At 64.8% G+C, this 15,391-nt stretch carries 12 protein-coding genes and 1 pseudogene; 7 read left to right on the top strand and 6 right to left on the bottom strand.

From position 1 onward, the window contains the following. Positions 1 to 37: 37 nt before the first annotated feature. The 3 genes from HGI46_RS09805 to HGI46_RS09795 are packed head-to-tail and all read right to left on the bottom strand — an operon-like array spanning position 38 to position 2,543. A complete protein-coding gene (locus HGI46_RS09805) occupies positions 38 to 448 on the bottom strand; it encodes a DUF2497 domain-containing protein (RefSeq protein ID WP_118072753.1) in 411 nt (136 codons plus the stop codon). Between the two features lie 41 nt (positions 449 to 489). After that, on the bottom strand, positions 490 to 1,962 hold the full coding sequence (locus tag HGI46_RS09800; protein ID WP_240946681.1) for a TolC family outer membrane protein: 1,473 nt from the start codon (positions 1,960 to 1,962) through the stop codon (positions 490 to 492). Continuing rightward, positions 1,950 to 2,543 (bottom strand): protein-L-isoaspartate O-methyltransferase, encoded by a 594-nt coding sequence (locus HGI46_RS09795; RefSeq protein WP_168904023.1) that lies wholly within the window; start codon positions 2,541 to 2,543, stop codon positions 1,950 to 1,952. Before HGI46_RS09795 ends, HGI46_RS09800 begins: the two co-directional genes overlap by 13 nt. A gap of 165 nt (positions 2,544 to 2,708) precedes the next feature. On the opposite strand from HGI46_RS09795, the gene HGI46_RS09790 reads away from it, so the two are divergent. The 3 genes and pseudogenes from HGI46_RS09790 (at position 2,709) to HGI46_RS09780 (ending at position 7,046) form a co-directional block, all read left to right on the top strand. Beyond that, a complete protein-coding gene (locus HGI46_RS09790) occupies positions 2,709 to 4,232 on the top strand; it encodes a fumarate hydratase (protein ID WP_240946680.1) in 1,524 nt (507 codons plus the stop codon). Between the two features lie 1,309 nt (positions 4,233 to 5,541). Further along, a pseudogene (locus tag HGI46_RS22110) lies at positions 5,542 to 6,273 on the top strand (histidine kinase); the annotation flags it as partial. A gap of 11 nt (positions 6,274 to 6,284) precedes the next feature. Then, positions 6,285 to 7,046 carry a LytTR family DNA-binding domain-containing protein gene (locus tag HGI46_RS09780; RefSeq protein WP_118072752.1) on the top strand — a complete coding sequence of 254 codons (762 nt, stop codon included), beginning with the start codon at positions 6,285 to 6,287 and terminating at the stop codon, positions 7,044 to 7,046. Between the two features lie 105 nt (positions 7,047 to 7,151). On the opposite strand, the gene HGI46_RS09775 is transcribed toward HGI46_RS09780, so the two are convergent. The 3 genes from HGI46_RS09775 to HGI46_RS09765 form a co-directional block, all read right to left on the bottom strand. Continuing rightward, complete coding sequence (locus HGI46_RS09775; protein WP_168904022.1) at positions 7,152 to 8,969, bottom strand: AMP-dependent synthetase/ligase; 1,818 nt, start codon at positions 8,967 to 8,969, stop codon at positions 7,152 to 7,154. 142 nt (positions 8,970 to 9,111) lie between these two features. Beyond that, a complete protein-coding gene (gene ggt, locus HGI46_RS09770; protein WP_168904021.1) occupies positions 9,112 to 10,878 on the bottom strand; it encodes a gamma-glutamyltransferase in 1,767 nt (588 codons plus the stop codon). A gap of 9 nt (positions 10,879 to 10,887) precedes the next feature. Next, positions 10,888 to 11,937 carry a quinone-dependent dihydroorotate dehydrogenase gene (locus HGI46_RS09765; protein ID WP_168904020.1) on the bottom strand — a complete coding sequence of 350 codons (1,050 nt, stop codon included), beginning with the start codon at positions 11,935 to 11,937 and terminating at the stop codon, positions 10,888 to 10,890. Positions 11,938 to 12,372: 435 nt separating this feature from the next. On the opposite strand from HGI46_RS09765, the gene HGI46_RS09760 reads away from it, so the two are divergent. The 4 genes from HGI46_RS09760 to HGI46_RS09745 are packed head-to-tail and all read left to right on the top strand — an operon-like array spanning position 12,373 to position 15,381. Then, complete coding sequence (locus tag HGI46_RS09760) at positions 12,373 to 12,804, top strand: SUF system Fe-S cluster assembly regulator (RefSeq protein WP_118072750.1); 432 nt, start codon at positions 12,373 to 12,375, stop codon at positions 12,802 to 12,804. Continuing rightward, positions 12,801 to 14,282, top strand: coding sequence for a Fe-S cluster assembly protein SufB (sufB, locus tag HGI46_RS09755; RefSeq protein WP_168904019.1), 1,482 nt, complete (start codon positions 12,801 to 12,803; stop codon positions 14,280 to 14,282). The genes HGI46_RS09760 and sufB overlap by 4 nt, the downstream gene beginning before the upstream one ends. After that, entirely contained in the window at positions 14,279 to 14,872 is a 594-nt protein-coding gene (locus tag HGI46_RS09750) for a hypothetical protein (protein WP_168904018.1), read from the top strand. The genes sufB and HGI46_RS09750 overlap by 4 nt, the downstream gene beginning before the upstream one ends. Then, positions 14,872 to 15,381 carry a DUF559 domain-containing protein gene (locus tag HGI46_RS09745; protein WP_168904017.1) on the top strand — a complete coding sequence of 170 codons (510 nt, stop codon included), beginning with the start codon at positions 14,872 to 14,874 and terminating at the stop codon, positions 15,379 to 15,381. Before HGI46_RS09750 ends, HGI46_RS09745 begins: the two co-directional genes overlap by 1 nt. Positions 15,382 to 15,391: the final 10 nt, after the last annotated feature.

Below are 15,391 nucleotides of genomic sequence, written 5' to 3'. Positions count from 1 at the left end.
GGATTAGCGCCGTAAGCCTACGGCGCAAACCGCAAAATCAGCCGCGCTTCCCGGCGATACGCGCAATCTCGGCGGCGACCATCTTCTCGACCATGGCAGGCAGGTTCTTGTCGAGCCATTCGGCCAGCATCGGCTTGAGCATCTCGCGCACCAGCCCTTCGAGCGAAGTTTCGCCCGAGCGGACGATCTGCGGCGCAACGCCGGGCTGCGCCAGCATCGAAAGCGCCGCGAGCGATTCGCGCATCGACGCTGCTGCCGCATCGGCAATCAGGCCGCCTGCGGGCTCGGCTTCGTCCTCTTCGGCAGGGTCGGTCAGTTCGAGCACGTCGGGACGCGGGGCCGGCTTGGGCTGCAGGCGTGCCTGCGCCTCGACCTTGTTGTCGCGCGCGATCACTTTCTTGATCGATTCGAGGATTTCCTCGACGGACGGTTCACCGGCCTGACGCATCGCAACTTGTACCCCCAAATGCCCCCGCTTCACCGATTCTCTCAAGGAAGCGGTGAGGGCGGAATTGTCGCATCCTGCGCGGGCGTGTCAACGGTGCGCGTCGATACCGCAGCAGGCTTGGGATCGCGATCCCAGTCCCAGAAGCGGCCCTTGACGCGGTCATAGTTGACCTGCGGATCGTAGAGCGCGCCGCCATCAAGGCCGAGGTCATTGGCATCGGCTTTGCCCATTGCCGACAACAGGTTGAACCCGGCGACATAGGCATTGCGCCGCGCCGCAACGAGCTGCACCTGCGCCCGCAGCAGTTCCTGCTCGGCATCGAGGATGTTGAGGATGGTGCGATTGCCGACGGTGTTCTCCGCCCGCACGCCCTCAAGGCTCAGCGCTGCGGCATCGACCGCGGTCTGGTTCATCGCGATGATCTCGTTCGCGGCAAGCCAGGACGCATAGGCCGAGCGAACGGTGGCGATAACCTCGCGTTCGACGCCGATTTCCTGCTCGAGCGTCGCCGATTCACGCGCCTGCGCCTGCCGGGTCTGTGCGGCAGGTCCGCCGCCCTGATAGAGCGGGATCGAGACGCTCACACCGGCCTGGGCGGTGGTATTTGCCTGCTGCAAGGTCTGGCTCGAACCCTGAAAAGTCCCCTTGAAGGCCTGACGGCTGCCGTTCGTCGAGAGCGATACCGTGGGTAGCTTTGCCGCGTCGGCAACCTTCACGTCAAAGGCTGCGGCCTTGCTGCGCTCGCGCGCGGCCATGAGATCGGGATTGTTCTCAAGCGCGAAATCGACAGCGTCGTCCGGGTTGCCGGGCAGGCCCGGCAGCGGCGGCGGCGGCTGCAGATCGGTTGGAGCCTTGCCGACGACCTGGATGTACCGCTCACGGCTGGCTATGAGGTTCGCCTGTGCCGTGCGCAGATCGCCACGGGCAAGAGCCAGACGGGAATTGGACTGGGCCACATCGGTGCGGGTCACGTCGCCGATCTCGAAGCGGTCGCTGGTGGCCTTGAGGTTCACTTCCAGAACCTCGACGTTGCTCTTGTTGAGCCCGACGATCGCGGAATCGCGGATCACATCCATGTAGGCCGCAACGACTTGCGAAAACACGCCGGATTCGGTCGCGCGCAAGTCTTCCTGCCCGGCTTCGACGCGGGTCTTGGCGGCCCGGATCGAATTCTTCACCGATCCGCCGGAATAGACCGGCACGCCGAGGCTCAGGTCGATGCTGTTCGACCAGTCGGTGATCAGGAACGAATTGGGGTTGGCGCGCAGCACTTTCGTATAGCTGGCCTGCCCCTGCAGGCTCGGCAAACCGCGCGCTCGGGCCAGTGGCACGCCTTCGTCGGTCGCCCGCTGGGTCGCACGGGCGGCCTGAAGCGTGGGATTGGTGCTGTAGGCGCTGGTCAGCGCCTCGCGCAGGTCATCGGCCAGAGCGGGGGTGACAGCGAGGCTTGCGGCGCTGGCCGTCAGAATGAGGCGTAGCGCCTTGCCCGTCGCCATATGGCTCAGAAGCTCCATTTCTTCGGGGCGGCAAACTCGGCCAGCACCGCGAAATCGGCTTCGGCGAGCGGCGTTGCCACCACCTTGCCCAGCGCCTTGCGGGCCATGGCGAGGCGGGTGACGCCGCGATCGGCGATGCCGGTGACGATCCGGCCATCATCGGCCAGCAAGCCGGCGAGCGAATCCGGCAGGACTTCTGCGGCGCCATCGATCAGGATCAGCGAATACGGTCCGCCCTGAGCCGATGCCAGCGATTCGGCGCGGGTCACGCTGTCGGCAAGCTGTCCGACCAGAGCGGCGAGGTAGCCGTTCGGCGAGATCACGAGGACGGCATCCTCGCGCGCGGTCTGGGCCGCTTCGAGCATCTGGCCGTAGGTCAGCGCCGGGGAAAGCGAGCGCCCATCCCCCAGCGGAACCGCCCGGTCGATGTAGGCAACCGCGCGACGTTCGGCAGGGACAAAGTCCTCGCGCGGGACGGCGTTGAAAGCATTGAGGATTGCCGGCGAATTGACGCCGCTTACGCGAAGCTGGCTATCGATCATCGCACGACGGGCAACCAGCATCTCATCCGCTGCCGGGCGATCTTCAACCACGGTCATTCGAAACCCTCATATCCGCTAGAGGCTTCCACCCGCACCCGGGGAAGCCTGAATGTTGCCAAGTGCCTGTAGATTATCGATCTGCTGTTTCCAAGGGATTTGCTTGTCGCAAATTGCCGCGTAATGCGCCCATCGCAACCAAGGCCTCTGGAGGGAGTCGGCAACATGGCAGAAATGGTCACGATCCGGGAAGCGGACCTTATCGATAGCGTCGCGGACGCGCTGCAGTACATCAGCTACTTCCACCCGATGGACTACATCCGTGCGCTCGGCGAGGCCTACAAGGCCGAACAAGGCCCGGCGGCGAAGGACGCGATTGCGCAGATCCTCACCAACAGCCGCATGTGCGCCGAGGGCCACCGCCCGATCTGCCAAGACACCGGCATCGTCAATGTGTTCATCGAATGGGGGCAGGATTGCCGCCTCGAATCCGACATGAGCCTGCAGGACGTCGTCGATGAAGGCGTGCGCCGCGCGTACAACAACCCCGACAACAAGCTGCGCGCCTCGGTGCTGGCCGACCCCGCCTTCACCCGCCGCAACACCCGCGACAACACGCCCTGCGTGCTCCATGTCGAGATGGTCAAGGGCAACAAGGTCACGGTCGACGTCGCGGCCAAGGGCGGCGGCTCGGAAAACAAGTCGAAGTTCAAGATGATGAACCCCAGCGAGAACATCGTCGACTGGGTGGTCGAGATGCTGCCGCAGATGGGCGCGGGCTGGTGCCCGCCGGGCATGCTCGGCATCGGCATCGGCGGCACTGCAGAACACTGCGTCCTGCTCGCCAAGAAGGCGCTGATGGAACCGATCGACATGGCCCAGCTCAAGCAGCGCGGCCCCCAGACCGATATCGAGCGCATGCGCATCGAAATCTTCGACAAGGTCAACGCGCTCGGCATCGGTGCACAGGGCCTTGGCGGTCTGTCGACCATCCTCGACGTGAAGATCATGGACGCGCCGTGCCATGCCGCGGGCAAGCCGGTGGCGATGATCCCCAACTGCGCCGCCACGCGCCACGCGCACTTCACGCTCGACGGTTCCGGCCCGAGCTACCTTGAACGCCCCAAGCTCGACGAATGGCCGCAGGTCCACTGGGCGCCCGACAGCGCAGCCAAGCGCGTCAACCTCGACACGCTGACCCAGGCCGAGGTCGAAGGCTGGAAGGCGGGCGACCGTCTGCTGCTCAACGGCAAGATGCTGACTGGCCGCGATGCCGCGCACAAGCGCATCAAGGACATGCTCGCCAAGGGTGAGGAGTTGCCGGTCGATTTCAAGGGCCGCGTGATCTACTACGTCGGCCCGGTCGATCCGGTGCGCGATGAAGTCGTCGGCCCGGCCGGCCCGACCACTGCCACGCGCATGGACAGCTTCTCGGACACCATGCTCGACCTCGGCCTTCTGGCCAGCGTCGGCAAGGCTGAGCGTGGCCCCGCCGCGACGAAGTCGATCGCCGAGCACAAGAGCGCCTACCTGATGGCGGTCGGAGGCGCGGCCTACCTCGTTGCGCGCGCGATCAAGGAAGCCAAGGTTGTCGGGTTCGAGGACTTGGGCATGGAAGCGATCTACGAATTTACCGTCGAGGACATGCCGGTAACCGTCGCGGTCGACAGCTCGGGCGAGAACGTCCACCAAGCTGCCCCGCTCGTCTGGAAGAAAAAGATCGCGGACGAGAAACTCCTCCCTGTTTGAGGGGTAGGAAAGCCCATCCGGGCTTTCCTTGACGGTGCCGCAAGCCTCTGACGGATGTCAGAGGCGCACCCGATAAATTCCATGAACGACATTTGCCGCCCGACCGCCGTTATGGCGCGTCGGGCGGTTCGCGTTTAGGGTCGACGGGATGACGTCGTCGCAAATCGATCCCGGTATCCCGCGCGTTCCGGCCCGGCAGGTGATCCTGTCGGCTGCGGCGCTGTGGCTGTGCTACTTCCTGTTGATCACCGTGCGCGGGCTGGTGGTGGAGCTGGGTGACTTTACCGATCTGCTTTGGCGGCGTGCACTGGTGACGGCGGCGGGGATCGTGGTGACGGTCGCCTGCTGGCCGCTGCTGCGCCGGTTCGACGCTCGCCCTCTGGCAACGCGGGTGGCCGCCGCGCTGGTGATCATGCTTCCAGCGGCGCTTGCTCTGGCAGCGGTCAACCAGTGGGCTTTCGCGCCGGTCGAAAAGCGCATGATCGAACGGATCAGCACTGATCAGGGCGAGCCCCGCACAACAACCACGACGACCCAGACCACCATCACCGGCAATCAGGGCAAGCCAGGCGTGAAAATCCGCCACGACATGGCGGGCAACGTCCTTGTCGATGTGCTGGACGAGGGGTTCATTCCTCCGGCACCACCTGAACCCGACTTGCCTGAACCTCCGCCTCCGCCAGAGAACCCGCCAGCTCCCAAGGCTGCTCCATCGATGGAGCCTCTGCTCAGCGCAGAAGACATTGCCGAGCTGCGCAAGGTCGGCGACGAAGCGACGATTCAGGCGCTCAAGAACTTCGGCATCAAGCAGGACGCCGATGGCAGCATGGTCATTTCACAGCCCGGCCTGTTCGTCCGCCAATATGCCGATGGCCGCTCGGAAGTGCGGACCGGGGGCAAGGTCTATACCGTCGACGAGGACGGCGACGTCGAAAGCATCAGCGATGCTGTAGAACCGCCGGCATCGGCGGCATCAGCGGCGCCCCCGGCCCCACCCGTCCCGCCGGCGCTGTCCGCCGCGGAAAGGGAAAAGATCCGCGAAACGGCCCGCCGCGAGGCGGACAAGGCTCTCAGGAAGGCGCAGGCGGCGCGCAAGCTGGCGCTGGAGAAGGCACAGGCCGTGCGGGCCCGTGAGGTCGCCGCAGCCCGGACGGCGGCGGAGCAGCGGAAAGCGGAATCGGCCAAGGTTGAAGCAGCAAGAATTGAGGCAACCACGCCGCGGCCCAGCGCGTCAGAGATTGTCACAGAGGACCTGCGCGGCCCCGATCACGTCACCATCATCCGGCAGACGGTCGAGAACGAGGGGCTATGGCGACAGCTGACCGATGTCGCGCTGGGGCGCTACTTCCTGCTGATTGCGTGGGCCGCGCTCTACCTGGCGCTCGGCAATGGCGAACAGTTGCGCGCGGCGGAGTATCGCGAGGGGCAATATGCCCGCGCCGCCAAAGCTGCCGAGCTTCGTTCCCTGCGTTATCAGGTCAACCCGCACTTCCTGTTCAACACGTTGAATTCCTTGTCAGCTTTGGTCATGGTCGGACGAACCGAACAGGCCGAGCGGATGATCCAGTCAATCTCGCGTTTCTATCGCCACAGCCTTGCCGGCGATCCCACGGCAGACATGCCGCTGGAGGACGAGATCGCCTTGCAGCGCCATTACCTCGACATCGAGGCAGTGCGCTTTCCCGAACGCCTGCGCTGCGAGTTCGACATTCCGGACGATCTGATGACCGCCTGCGTGCCCGGTATGATCCTGCAGCCGCTGGTCGAGAATTCGATCAAGTATGCAGTCTCGACCACGATCCGGCCCGTGACCATTCGCATCACTGCCCGCGAGGCGGGGGGCTTTCTGATCCTGACGGTAGCGGATGACGGACCTGGCGAGGGCTTTGCCAATGGTGGTACCGGCATCGGCATCGCCAATGTCAGAAGCCGTCTCGCCGCCCGCTTCGGCGAGGATGGAGCCGGCGTGGAAAGCGGGCCGCTTCCCGCTGGCGGCTATGCAACGGTACTGACCATGCCGGTCGTCCGGAACGAGTGCTGAGGGGACTTGAGTTGCGCACGCTGATTGTTGACGATGAACCGCTGGCTGTCGAGCGGATGCAGATCCTGTGCGCGCGGATACCTGCATTGCAGGTGGTGGGGACGGCCAGCGATGGCGCCGCGGCCCTGCGCCTGATCGAAGCGCTCAATCCCGATCTTGTCCTGCTCGACATGACCATGCCCGAGGTTGACGGGCTCGGCGTCGCGCGGGCGCTTGCAGGACAGGTCAACCGGCCTGCTGTCGTATTCGTTACTGCCCATGATGATTTTGCGGTCGAGGCGTTCGATTGCGATGCGGTGGACTACGTGCTCAAACCTGTCGCGCAGGAACGGCTGGAGCGGGCGGTGGAGCGCGCACAAGCGCGCCGCAGCACGTCGACCGAAGCTGCCCTGACGCCCGAAAAACCGCAAAGCGAGTGGATCGAGGAGTTCTGGGTGCCACACCGCTCGGAGCTGATTCGCGTTGCCGCCTCGGACCTCGAACGCATCGATGCGGAACGCGATTACGTCCGCCTGCATGTCGGGCATCACAACGGATCGGGTCAAAGCGGGGGCCGCAGCTACATGATGCTGCACACCATCGCCGGGCTTGAAGCACGGCTGGACCCCGAGCAGTTCATCCGACTCCACCGCTCGACCATCGTCCGGCGCGACCGGATTGCCGGACTCAAGCACGATGGTCTTGGCGTGTGGTCCGCCGAACTGGCCGACGGTTCGGTACAGCGCATCGGCCGTACCTACCTCGCGCGGGTCAAGGCCATGGCGGGACGATAACACCCCCCACAGAGCCCGCTCAGACTGAGCCTGTCGAAGGCCCCTCGTGGTCAGGCCTTGGCTGGCATCCTTCGACAAGCTCAGGATGAGCGACCTTGGAAAAGCTCAGGCCTTGTAAAGCCCGTCGATCCGGGCGCTGTAGCGCTCCCTGATCTTGTGGCGGCGGATCTTGAGGCTCGGCGTCATCTCGCCATTGTCGATGCTGAAGGCCTCGTCGGCAAAGGTGAACTGGCGGACCTTCTCGATCACCGACAGGTCCTTGTTCACCCGGTCCACTGCCGCGCGGATCGCATTCCGGAACGCCGGCAGGTCCTGCAGTTCCTTGAAGTCGAAGTGTTCGCCCTGCGCGCGTGACCACTCCAGCGCCCATTCCGGATCGGGCACGATCAGGCCAACGATGTAGGGCCGCTTGTCGCCCGAGACCATCGCCTGCGCGATTTCCGGCTGCAGCGTCAGCATGCCTTCGATCTTCTGCGGGGAGACATTGTCGCCCTTGTCGTTGACGATCATGTCCTTCTTGCGATCGGTGATGACGATGCGGCCCTTCCCGTCGAGATGGCCGATGTCACCGGTGTGCAGCCAGCCCGCATTGGCGCCCTCGCGCGGAATGGCGCGCGCCGTCTCGGCATCGTTCTGCCAGTAGCCGTGCATCACGAGCTCGCCCTTGACGAGGATCTCGCCATCCTCGGCGATCTTCACCTGCACGCCCTTCATCGGCGGTCCGACGGTGTCCATCTTGAGGCCGACCTTGGGGCGATTGCACGAGATCACCGGCCCGGCCTCGGTCTGGCCATAGCCCTGCAGCATCGTCAGCCCCATCGCTTCGAAGAACACGCCGACATCGGGGTTGAGCGGGGCGCCGCCGGAAACCATCGCCTTCATCCGCCCGCCAAAGCGCGCGCGAATCTTCGGGCGCAAAGTCCGCTCGAGGATCAGGTTCATCGGCGCGTCGATGATCCGGCCCTTGCCGGCCGCCTTGCGTCCGCCGATCGAAAGGGCGCGGTCCATCAGGTAGTTCGCCAGCTTGCCCTGCTTCTCTACCTGCTTCATGATTCGCGTGCGCAGCACTTCGAACAGGCGCGGCACCACCACCATCAGGGTCGGCCGCACTTCCTCGATGTTCGAGGCGAGCTTTTCCAAGCCTTCCGAATAGTAGATCTGCGCGCCCATGCCGATCGGCAGGTACTGGCCGCCGGTGTGCTCATAGGCGTGGGACAGCGGCAGGAACGAGAGAAACACTTCCTCTCCCCAGCCGAAGTCATTGGCAAGAATCTCGGCGGCACCCTCGACATTGCACAGGATCGAGCCATGATGCAGCCGCACGCCGCGCGGGGAACCGCCGGTGCCGCTGGTGTAGATGATGCAGGCCAGGTCATCCCGGCCCATGGTCCTGAGCCGCTCGTCCACGGCCGCCCGCGCTGTCGTTCCATCGCCGCTGGTCATCGACTGCCAGTCATGGAAGGACAGCTTGCCGGCCTGCATCTGGCGCAGCGGTTCGATCCCGATCACATGCTCCACGCAAGGCGCGGAAAGCGCGGCCGGCAGCAGCGGCTGCGAGAGCTTTGAGGTCGAGACGATCACCGCCCGCGCGCCGGAATTCTCGAGGATGTGCAGATGATCGCGCTCGGTATTGGTGATGTAGGTCGGCACGGTGACCAACCCTGCGGCCATGATCGCGTGATCGGCGATGCACCATTCGGGGCGGTTTTCCGAAACCAGCGCCACCCGATCGCCGGGATTGAGCCCGAGGGCGCGAAGCGACTGCGCCAGGACGCAAACCTGCCGCACCGCCTCGTTCCATGACAGCGATTGCCACTGGCCCTTGGCTTTGGCCCACAGGAACGGGGCATCTCCCCGGGCGTCAGCGCGGTCGAGAAACATCGAGACCAGATTGGGAAAACCCGCGAAATCGGAAAGCTGCACGTCTTGACCCTCGCCCGTTTCGGCTGAACGGACCGAGGTCCGGCACGCCTGTTAACGGGAACCTAGTGGCCTCGTTCCGCCTCGGCAACCGGGCATCCCATTCGTGCGGCCTGACGTCCTGACTCTAGCTTACGCAGGCGCTTCATGGCGCCACCGCTGCGCCCTCGCTGCGGGGGTCGGCCGCACCGCGCCAACGATCGCCGACGCGCTCGATGGCATTGGCCTTGAAGGACGGCGGCCGCGCCAAAACCTGCGCATGGCCAAGCTGTTGCAGGGCCGGGATCATCACTTCGAGGGTGGTGCCTTGTTCGACGAAGACCACGTCACCGCCCGGAGCGAAAATAACCGGCAAGGCGATCGCCTCGCGCGCGGACAGGTCCCAGTCGAGCACGCCGATGATCGCCTTGGCCACTTGCGCGGGGATCGTCACGCCACCGGCCGCGCCGATGGCAAGGCGCAGCTTGCCGTCAGGTCCGTAGATCAGTGTCGGCGACATGGAACTGCGCGGGCGCTTGCCGGCTTCGACCCGGTTCGCGGTGGGCTTGCCGTCCTTGTCGGGCACGATGTTGAAATCGGTCAGCTCGTTGTTGAGATAGTAGCCCCCCACCATAAGGCCCGATCCGAACGGACCTTCGATGGTCGAGGTATAGCTTGCGGCATTGCCCCACCTGTCCACGGCGACAAAGTGCGTCGTGCCGTTCTCTTCCTGCGGATCGGCCTTGGCGAAGGCCAGCCTGGCTCCCGGTGGGGTGCCGGGCGACACGATGCCGAGCGACGTGCTTTCGGAAATCAGGGCGGAACGCGCGGCGAGATAGGCGGGATCGGTCAGCCCCGCCACCGGGACTGAAACGAAATCGCTGTCGGCCAGGTACTGGTCGCGATCGGCATAGGCGAGGCGCTGCGACTCCGCGATCAGATGCCACGACACCGGGTTGGTGGCCCCGAGCGCCTTCATGTCGAAGCGTTCGAGCTGCTTGAGGATGGCGAACACGGTGGTGGCGCCCGATGAAGGCGGCCCCATTCCGCAGATGCGCCAGGCACGATACTGGCCACAGACAGGCGGCCGGGCGATGGCCTTGTATCCGGCAATGTCGGCCGTCGTCATCGGTGAGGGATTGCGCGGCGCCGTGCCCACCTCGGTGGCGATCAGCGTGGCGTTCTCGCCTGCGTAGAAACTGTCGGCGCCGCGTGCCGCGACTGTTTCGAGTGTGGCGGCCAGCGCGGGGTTGCGCACAAGCGTGCCGACGGCAAGCGGCTGTCCGTCAGCGCCATAGAACAAGGCCCGTGCCTCGGGATCGAGCGCGCCGGTGCGGCTGGCCGCAGCAAGAATCGCTCGCAGGCGCGGCGTGATCTCGAACCCTTCGCGGGCCAGGCGGATCGCGGGCTGGAACAGGGTTCGCCACGAAAGCCGACCCTTGTCATTGTGCGCCAGCGCGGCGAGTCGCAGGTTGCCCGGTACGCCGACGCTGCGGCCGCCCGGGATGGCGTCGCGATAAGGCAGCGGCTTGCCGTCGGCGTAGAACCACTGCGGTGTTGCCGCCTTGGGAGCCGTCTCGCGGCCATCGATCGTTTCGACCTTGCCTGCCGCATCGCCCAGCACAAGGAATCCCCCGCCGCCAATGCCGGAGCTTTGTGGCTCGACCACGGTCAGCGCCAGCATCGTGGCTATGGCGGCGTCGGTCGCGCTGCCGCCAAGCCGCAGCATCTGCACGCCAGCTTCGGCAGCGCGCGGATCTGCGGCGGAGACGAGGCCCGCGCTGTCTACCGGGACGCCCTCGATCGCAGCGGCCATCGGCGCGGGACGGGACGGGGCAATTGTCGCGCTGGGCGGAGGAACGCAGCCGCTGACGAGCAATGCGACGAGCGGCGTGGCCAGACTGGCGGATTTCAGAATGCAGGGGACTGACATGCCCCCTTGCTATTCGGTGCCGACCGCCTCGGCAATGGACGTCATGCCGGCTTCGCGGACCTTGCGTTCAAGTCCTGCGACCAGGCGCTTGGCAAGGCCGGGGCCCTCGAATACCATCGCGCTGTAAATCTGGATCAGGCTGGCCCCGGCCCGGATGCGGGCCCAGGCATCCTCGACCGTTGCAATCCCACCCACGCCGATCAGCGGAATCGCCCCGCCGCTGGCCTTGCGGAAATCGCGCAGGCGCTGCAGCGCAAGCTCACGCAACGGCTCACCCGAAAGACCGCCAGCCTCCCCGGCATGGGCCGAGCGCAATGTCGGACGGGTGATCGTGGTGTTCGAAACGATCAATGCGGCCAGCCGCTTTTCAAGAGCGATGCGGCAGATCGCATCGATGTCCGACGGCTCGAGGTCGGGCGCAAGCTTGAGGAAGATCGGCACGTTCATGTTGCCGCGCGCCTCGATCACCCCGTCCAGCAGGGCCGAGAGCGCACCTTCATCCTGCAACGCGCGAAGGCCCGGCGTGTTCGGCGATGAAATGTTGACGGTGAGATAGGATGCCAGCGGGGCCATGAGCCGCGTCATCTGCGCATAGTCGGCAATGCGGTCGGCCGAATCCTTGTTCGCGCCGATGTTCACGCCAACGATGCCAGGCAGGCCATGCTTGCCCGTCTCACGGCGGCGGATCAGGCGGTTCGTTACTGCCTGTGCGCCTTCGTTGTTGAAGCCCATCCGGTTGATCACGGCCCGATCCTCGATCAGGCGGAACAACCGCGGCTTCGGATTGCCTTCCTGCGGAAGCGGCGTGACCGTGCCCACCTCGACAAAGCCGAACCCCAGCCCGAGCATGGCGTCGGGCACTTCGGCGTTCTTGTCGAAACCCGGGGCCATGCCCAGCGGGTTGGGAAAGGCGATGCCGGCGATGCGCTGGGCGAGATTTGGCGTGGGCGCCAGCCTGCTCGAAGGCGGATTGATCGCGAGTGCGCGGATGGTCAGGCGATGCGCAGGTTCGGCAGGGATCCGGAAGATCAGAGGGCGCAGCAGCGAATATGGCGTCACGGGCAAACGGTTCCGGATTCTGCAAATGGTGAAGGACGAATCGGGGCCGATCCCGATGCGCCATGCCGCCGGAGTGCCCCGCCAGAGTCTTTGCGATGTAATCTTCTGTCGGCCAACCCTGTTCTTCTCGAATCTGACAGCAATTGTAATTGATTGCGCTTGGTATGTTGCGCATTTGCCACCGGAATTGTCGAATCCATACAATTCTCTCCAAGGGCTTCTGCTTAGTAAGGCGCTGCGACCCGAAGGGCTCGGTGCAGTTCTGCAACGAGTTCTCGACTTTGAGGCGGCCGGCGCTCCCAGTGAGCGCGGCCGCCCTTTTTTTGCCTCTCTCATTTTTGAGCAAGCGCCCGCTTGTGCCGGCAAGGCCCCGCGCCTAGATAACCGGAGTGATTCGGTCCGATTTGTTCGGGCCGCTATTCGGGACCCTGCCAGATGCGCCTTTCGAGCATGGCCGATTACGCCGTCGTCACGATGACCGCTGCCGCGCGCCATTGCGGGCAGAGCCGCGTCTGCGCGCAACAGCTAGCCGACGAAACCGGCTTGCCGGTGCCGACCGTGCAAAAGCTGGTCAGCAAGCTTTCGGCGGCTGGGCTGCTCAAGTCCGTTCGCGGTGCGCGTGGCGGGCTCAAGCTGGCGCGCCCGGCTGCGGCTATCACTTTGGCCGATATCGTCGAAGCCGTGGAAGGCCCCATTGCGCTCACGCCCTGCAGCGAGCATGGGCGCCATGATTGCACGCTGGAAAGCGCGTGCACCGTCCGTCCGCACTGGCCTGCCGTCGATGCCGCACTTCGCGGCGCGCTGGCTGGCATACCGCTCACCCAATTGTCCCGTCCTGCCGCAGCGGTGACGGAGGTTATGGCATGACCGAGAACGTCGAAGTGAAAGACCAGGCCGCCCGTGAAGCCGCTGCCAAAGTGGCCGAGTACGAGCACGGCTGGTCGTCGGATATCGAGCAGGAGTACGGACCCAAGGGTCTGTCCGAGGACACCGTCCGCTACATCTCGGCCAAGAAGGACGAGCCGGAGTGGATGCTCGAATGGCGCCTCAAGGCCTATCGCCACTGGCTGACCATGCCCACGCCCGATTGGGCGAAGCTTAACATCCCGCCGATCGACTATCAGGACGCCTATTACTGGGCTGCGCCCAAGGCCAAGCCCAAGCTCGGCAGCCTTGACGAGGTCGATCCTGAAATCCTGCGCGTCTATGAAAAGCTCGGCATTCCGCTGGAAGAGCAGAAAGTGCTCGCCGGCGTCGAAGGCGCGCGCAAGATCGCGGTGGACGCCGTGTTCGACAGCGTCAGCGTCGCCACCACCTTCCGCAAGGAACTGGAAGCGGCAGGCGTGATCTTCCGCTCGATCTCCGAGGCGATCCGCGAATATCCCGATCTCGTTAAGAAGTGGCTGGGCAAAGTCGTGCCGATGCATGACAACTACTTCGCCACGCTCAACTGCGCGGTCTTTTCGGACGGCACTTTTGTCTACATCCCCGAAGGCGTGCGCTGCCCGATGGAGCTGTCCACCTATTTCCGCATCAATGCGGAAAACACCGGCCAGTTTGAACGCACCCTGATCGTCGCCGACAAGGGCTCATACGTCTCCTACCTCGAAGGCTGCACTGCCCCGCAGCGCGATGAGAACCAGCTCCACGCCGCCGTGGTTGAACTGGTCGCGCTCGACGATGCCGAGATCAAGTACTCCACCGTGCAGAACTGGTATCCCGGCGATGCGCAGGGGAAGGGCGGCATCTACAACTTCGTGACCAAGCGCGCGCTGTGCCAAGGTGCCCGCTCGAAGGTGTCGTGGACGCAGGTCGAAACCGGCTCGGCGATCACCTGGAAGTATCCGTCCTGCGTGCTGAATGGCGAGGATTCGGTGGGCGAGTTCTACTCGGTCGCCGTCACCAACAATTACCAGCAGGCCGATACCGGCACCAAGATGATCCACAACGGCAAGGGGTCGCGCTCGACCATCGTGTCGAAGGGCATCTCGGCGGGCAAGTCCAACAACACCTACCGCGGCCTCGTCCGCGTCGCCCCCCAGGCCGAAGGCGTTCGCAACTTTACCCAGTGCGACAGCCTGCTGCTGGGCGCGGAATGCGGCGCACACACTGTGCCCTACATCGAAGTGCGCAACCCCAGCGCCACGATCGAACACGAAGCCACCACCAGCAAGATCAGCGACGACCAGCTGTTCTACGCGATGCAGCGCGGTCTCGATCAGGAAAGCGCCGTCGCCCTGATCGTCAACGGCTTCGCCCGCGAGGTGCTGCAGCAACTGCCGATGGAGTTTGCCGTCGAAGCGCAGAAGCTGCTTGGCATTAGCCTTGAAGGCAGCGTGGGATGAGCCTTTCAGAAAGCGATCTGTTTCTCGACTTCTCCGCCGTCCCTGCGGCGGATGCGATCGTGCGCAAGATTGCCGAATACGGGCATGCGATTGCCTTTCCGGCTGGTTTCGACACAACCGACAAGGCTCATTCGGTCTGGGTGCCAGCCTTGCTGAATGGCGTCGACACCGGTTTCGATTACGTGGTCATGTCGCGCCAGCAGTATGTCGGGAATGCCCCGGAAGCCCCTGCCTGGCCCGAGCATGGCGATACCGCTCTGGCATTCGCGGCGCGCGGGCATCAGAGCTCCATTCTCGCCGTCTCTCTCGTCCAGCGGGCAATCTGCGAACTTTCCGACGCGCAGGGCTGGTGGCAGGAAGGCGGAGAACGCCTCGGCAATGCCGACATGATCAAGTTTTGCATCGCAACGATCAAGGCGATCGAGGCGAACCCCGCTCCGGCGGAGCCCCGGCGCAAGGCGTCGAAGGTCAGCGCCGAGGACAAGCGCTTTGCAATCAAGACGCTGATCATCTTCGGGTCCGTGCTGGTCGGCATTTACGTGCTGAGCGCTCTGGCCGGTCAACTCTTCGCGCCAAGGACGGCACTCTGATGAAAAAGACCCTTTCCCTCCGCCCCGTCGGCGAACGCGCCGAAGCGCCGAAGATCCAGAAGAAGGGGCGCGGCTGGGCCATTTCGGGTTCGCGCCTCGATGCGATCCACGACATGGCGCGCCAGCTGCGCCGCGAGCCGGACGAGGCGCACCTCGCCCTGGCCGATGAACTCGCCAAGGAAGACCTCGGCAAGTACAAGTTCAAGCGCTACGCCGTGATCGGCTCGGCCATCGTCGATTTCGCCAGCCAGCCGCTGAAGCTGGTGATTGCGCTCGACCGTGGCGAGGCTCCGGAGATCGAGCGCCGCCGCGATGCCAGCCTTGCCGAAGTCGGCATCAAGGTGATCCGCTACGATGCTGCCGAAGTGCTGGGCGATCCCGAGGGTGCCTGCGCCGCCGTGCTGCGCGCAATGAAGACCCGCTACGACGAGCTGCGCGCCGCCTCGCGTCCTTCGCGCCCGTCCTATTCGCGCTCCGGCGCCCGCCCGCAGCGTCCCGCTCGCGGTTGAGAGACAGACC

The organism is Novosphingobium sp. ERW19, from assembly GCF_012641315.1.
GTDB lineage: Bacteria > Pseudomonadota > Alphaproteobacteria > Sphingomonadales > Sphingomonadaceae > Novosphingobium.
The sequence above is the reverse complement of the archived record's forward strand: the minus strand, read 5'-3'. Positions and strand labels throughout refer to the sequence as shown.

Excerpts from the sequence above, each read along its gene's own strand:
- HGI46_RS09795 (WP_168904023.1), bottom strand. The coding sequence starts at position 2,543 with ATGACCGTGGTTGAAGATCGCCCGGCAGCGGATGAGATGCTGGTTGCC.
- sufB (WP_168904019.1), top strand. The coding sequence starts at position 12,801 with ATGACCGAGAACGTCGAAGTGAAAGACCAGGCCGCCCGTGAAGCCGCT.
- HGI46_RS09800 (WP_240946681.1), bottom strand. The coding sequence starts at position 1,962 with ATGGAGCTTCTGAGCCATATGGCGACGGGCAAGGCGCTACGCCTCATT.
- HGI46_RS09805 (WP_118072753.1), bottom strand. The coding sequence starts at position 448 with ATGCGTCAGGCCGGTGAACCGTCCGTCGAGGAAATCCTCGAATCGATC.
- HGI46_RS09750 (WP_168904018.1), top strand. The coding sequence starts at position 14,279 with ATGAGCCTTTCAGAAAGCGATCTGTTTCTCGACTTCTCCGCCGTCCCT.
- HGI46_RS09790 (WP_240946680.1), top strand. The coding sequence starts at position 2,709 with ATGGCAGAAATGGTCACGATCCGGGAAGCGGACCTTATCGATAGCGTC.
- HGI46_RS09745 (WP_168904017.1), top strand. The coding sequence starts at position 14,872 with ATGAAAAAGACCCTTTCCCTCCGCCCCGTCGGCGAACGCGCCGAAGCG.
- ggt (WP_168904021.1), bottom strand. The coding sequence starts at position 10,878 with ATGTCAGTCCCCTGCATTCTGAAATCCGCCAGTCTGGCCACGCCGCTC.
- HGI46_RS09760 (WP_118072750.1), top strand. The coding sequence starts at position 12,373 with ATGCGCCTTTCGAGCATGGCCGATTACGCCGTCGTCACGATGACCGCT.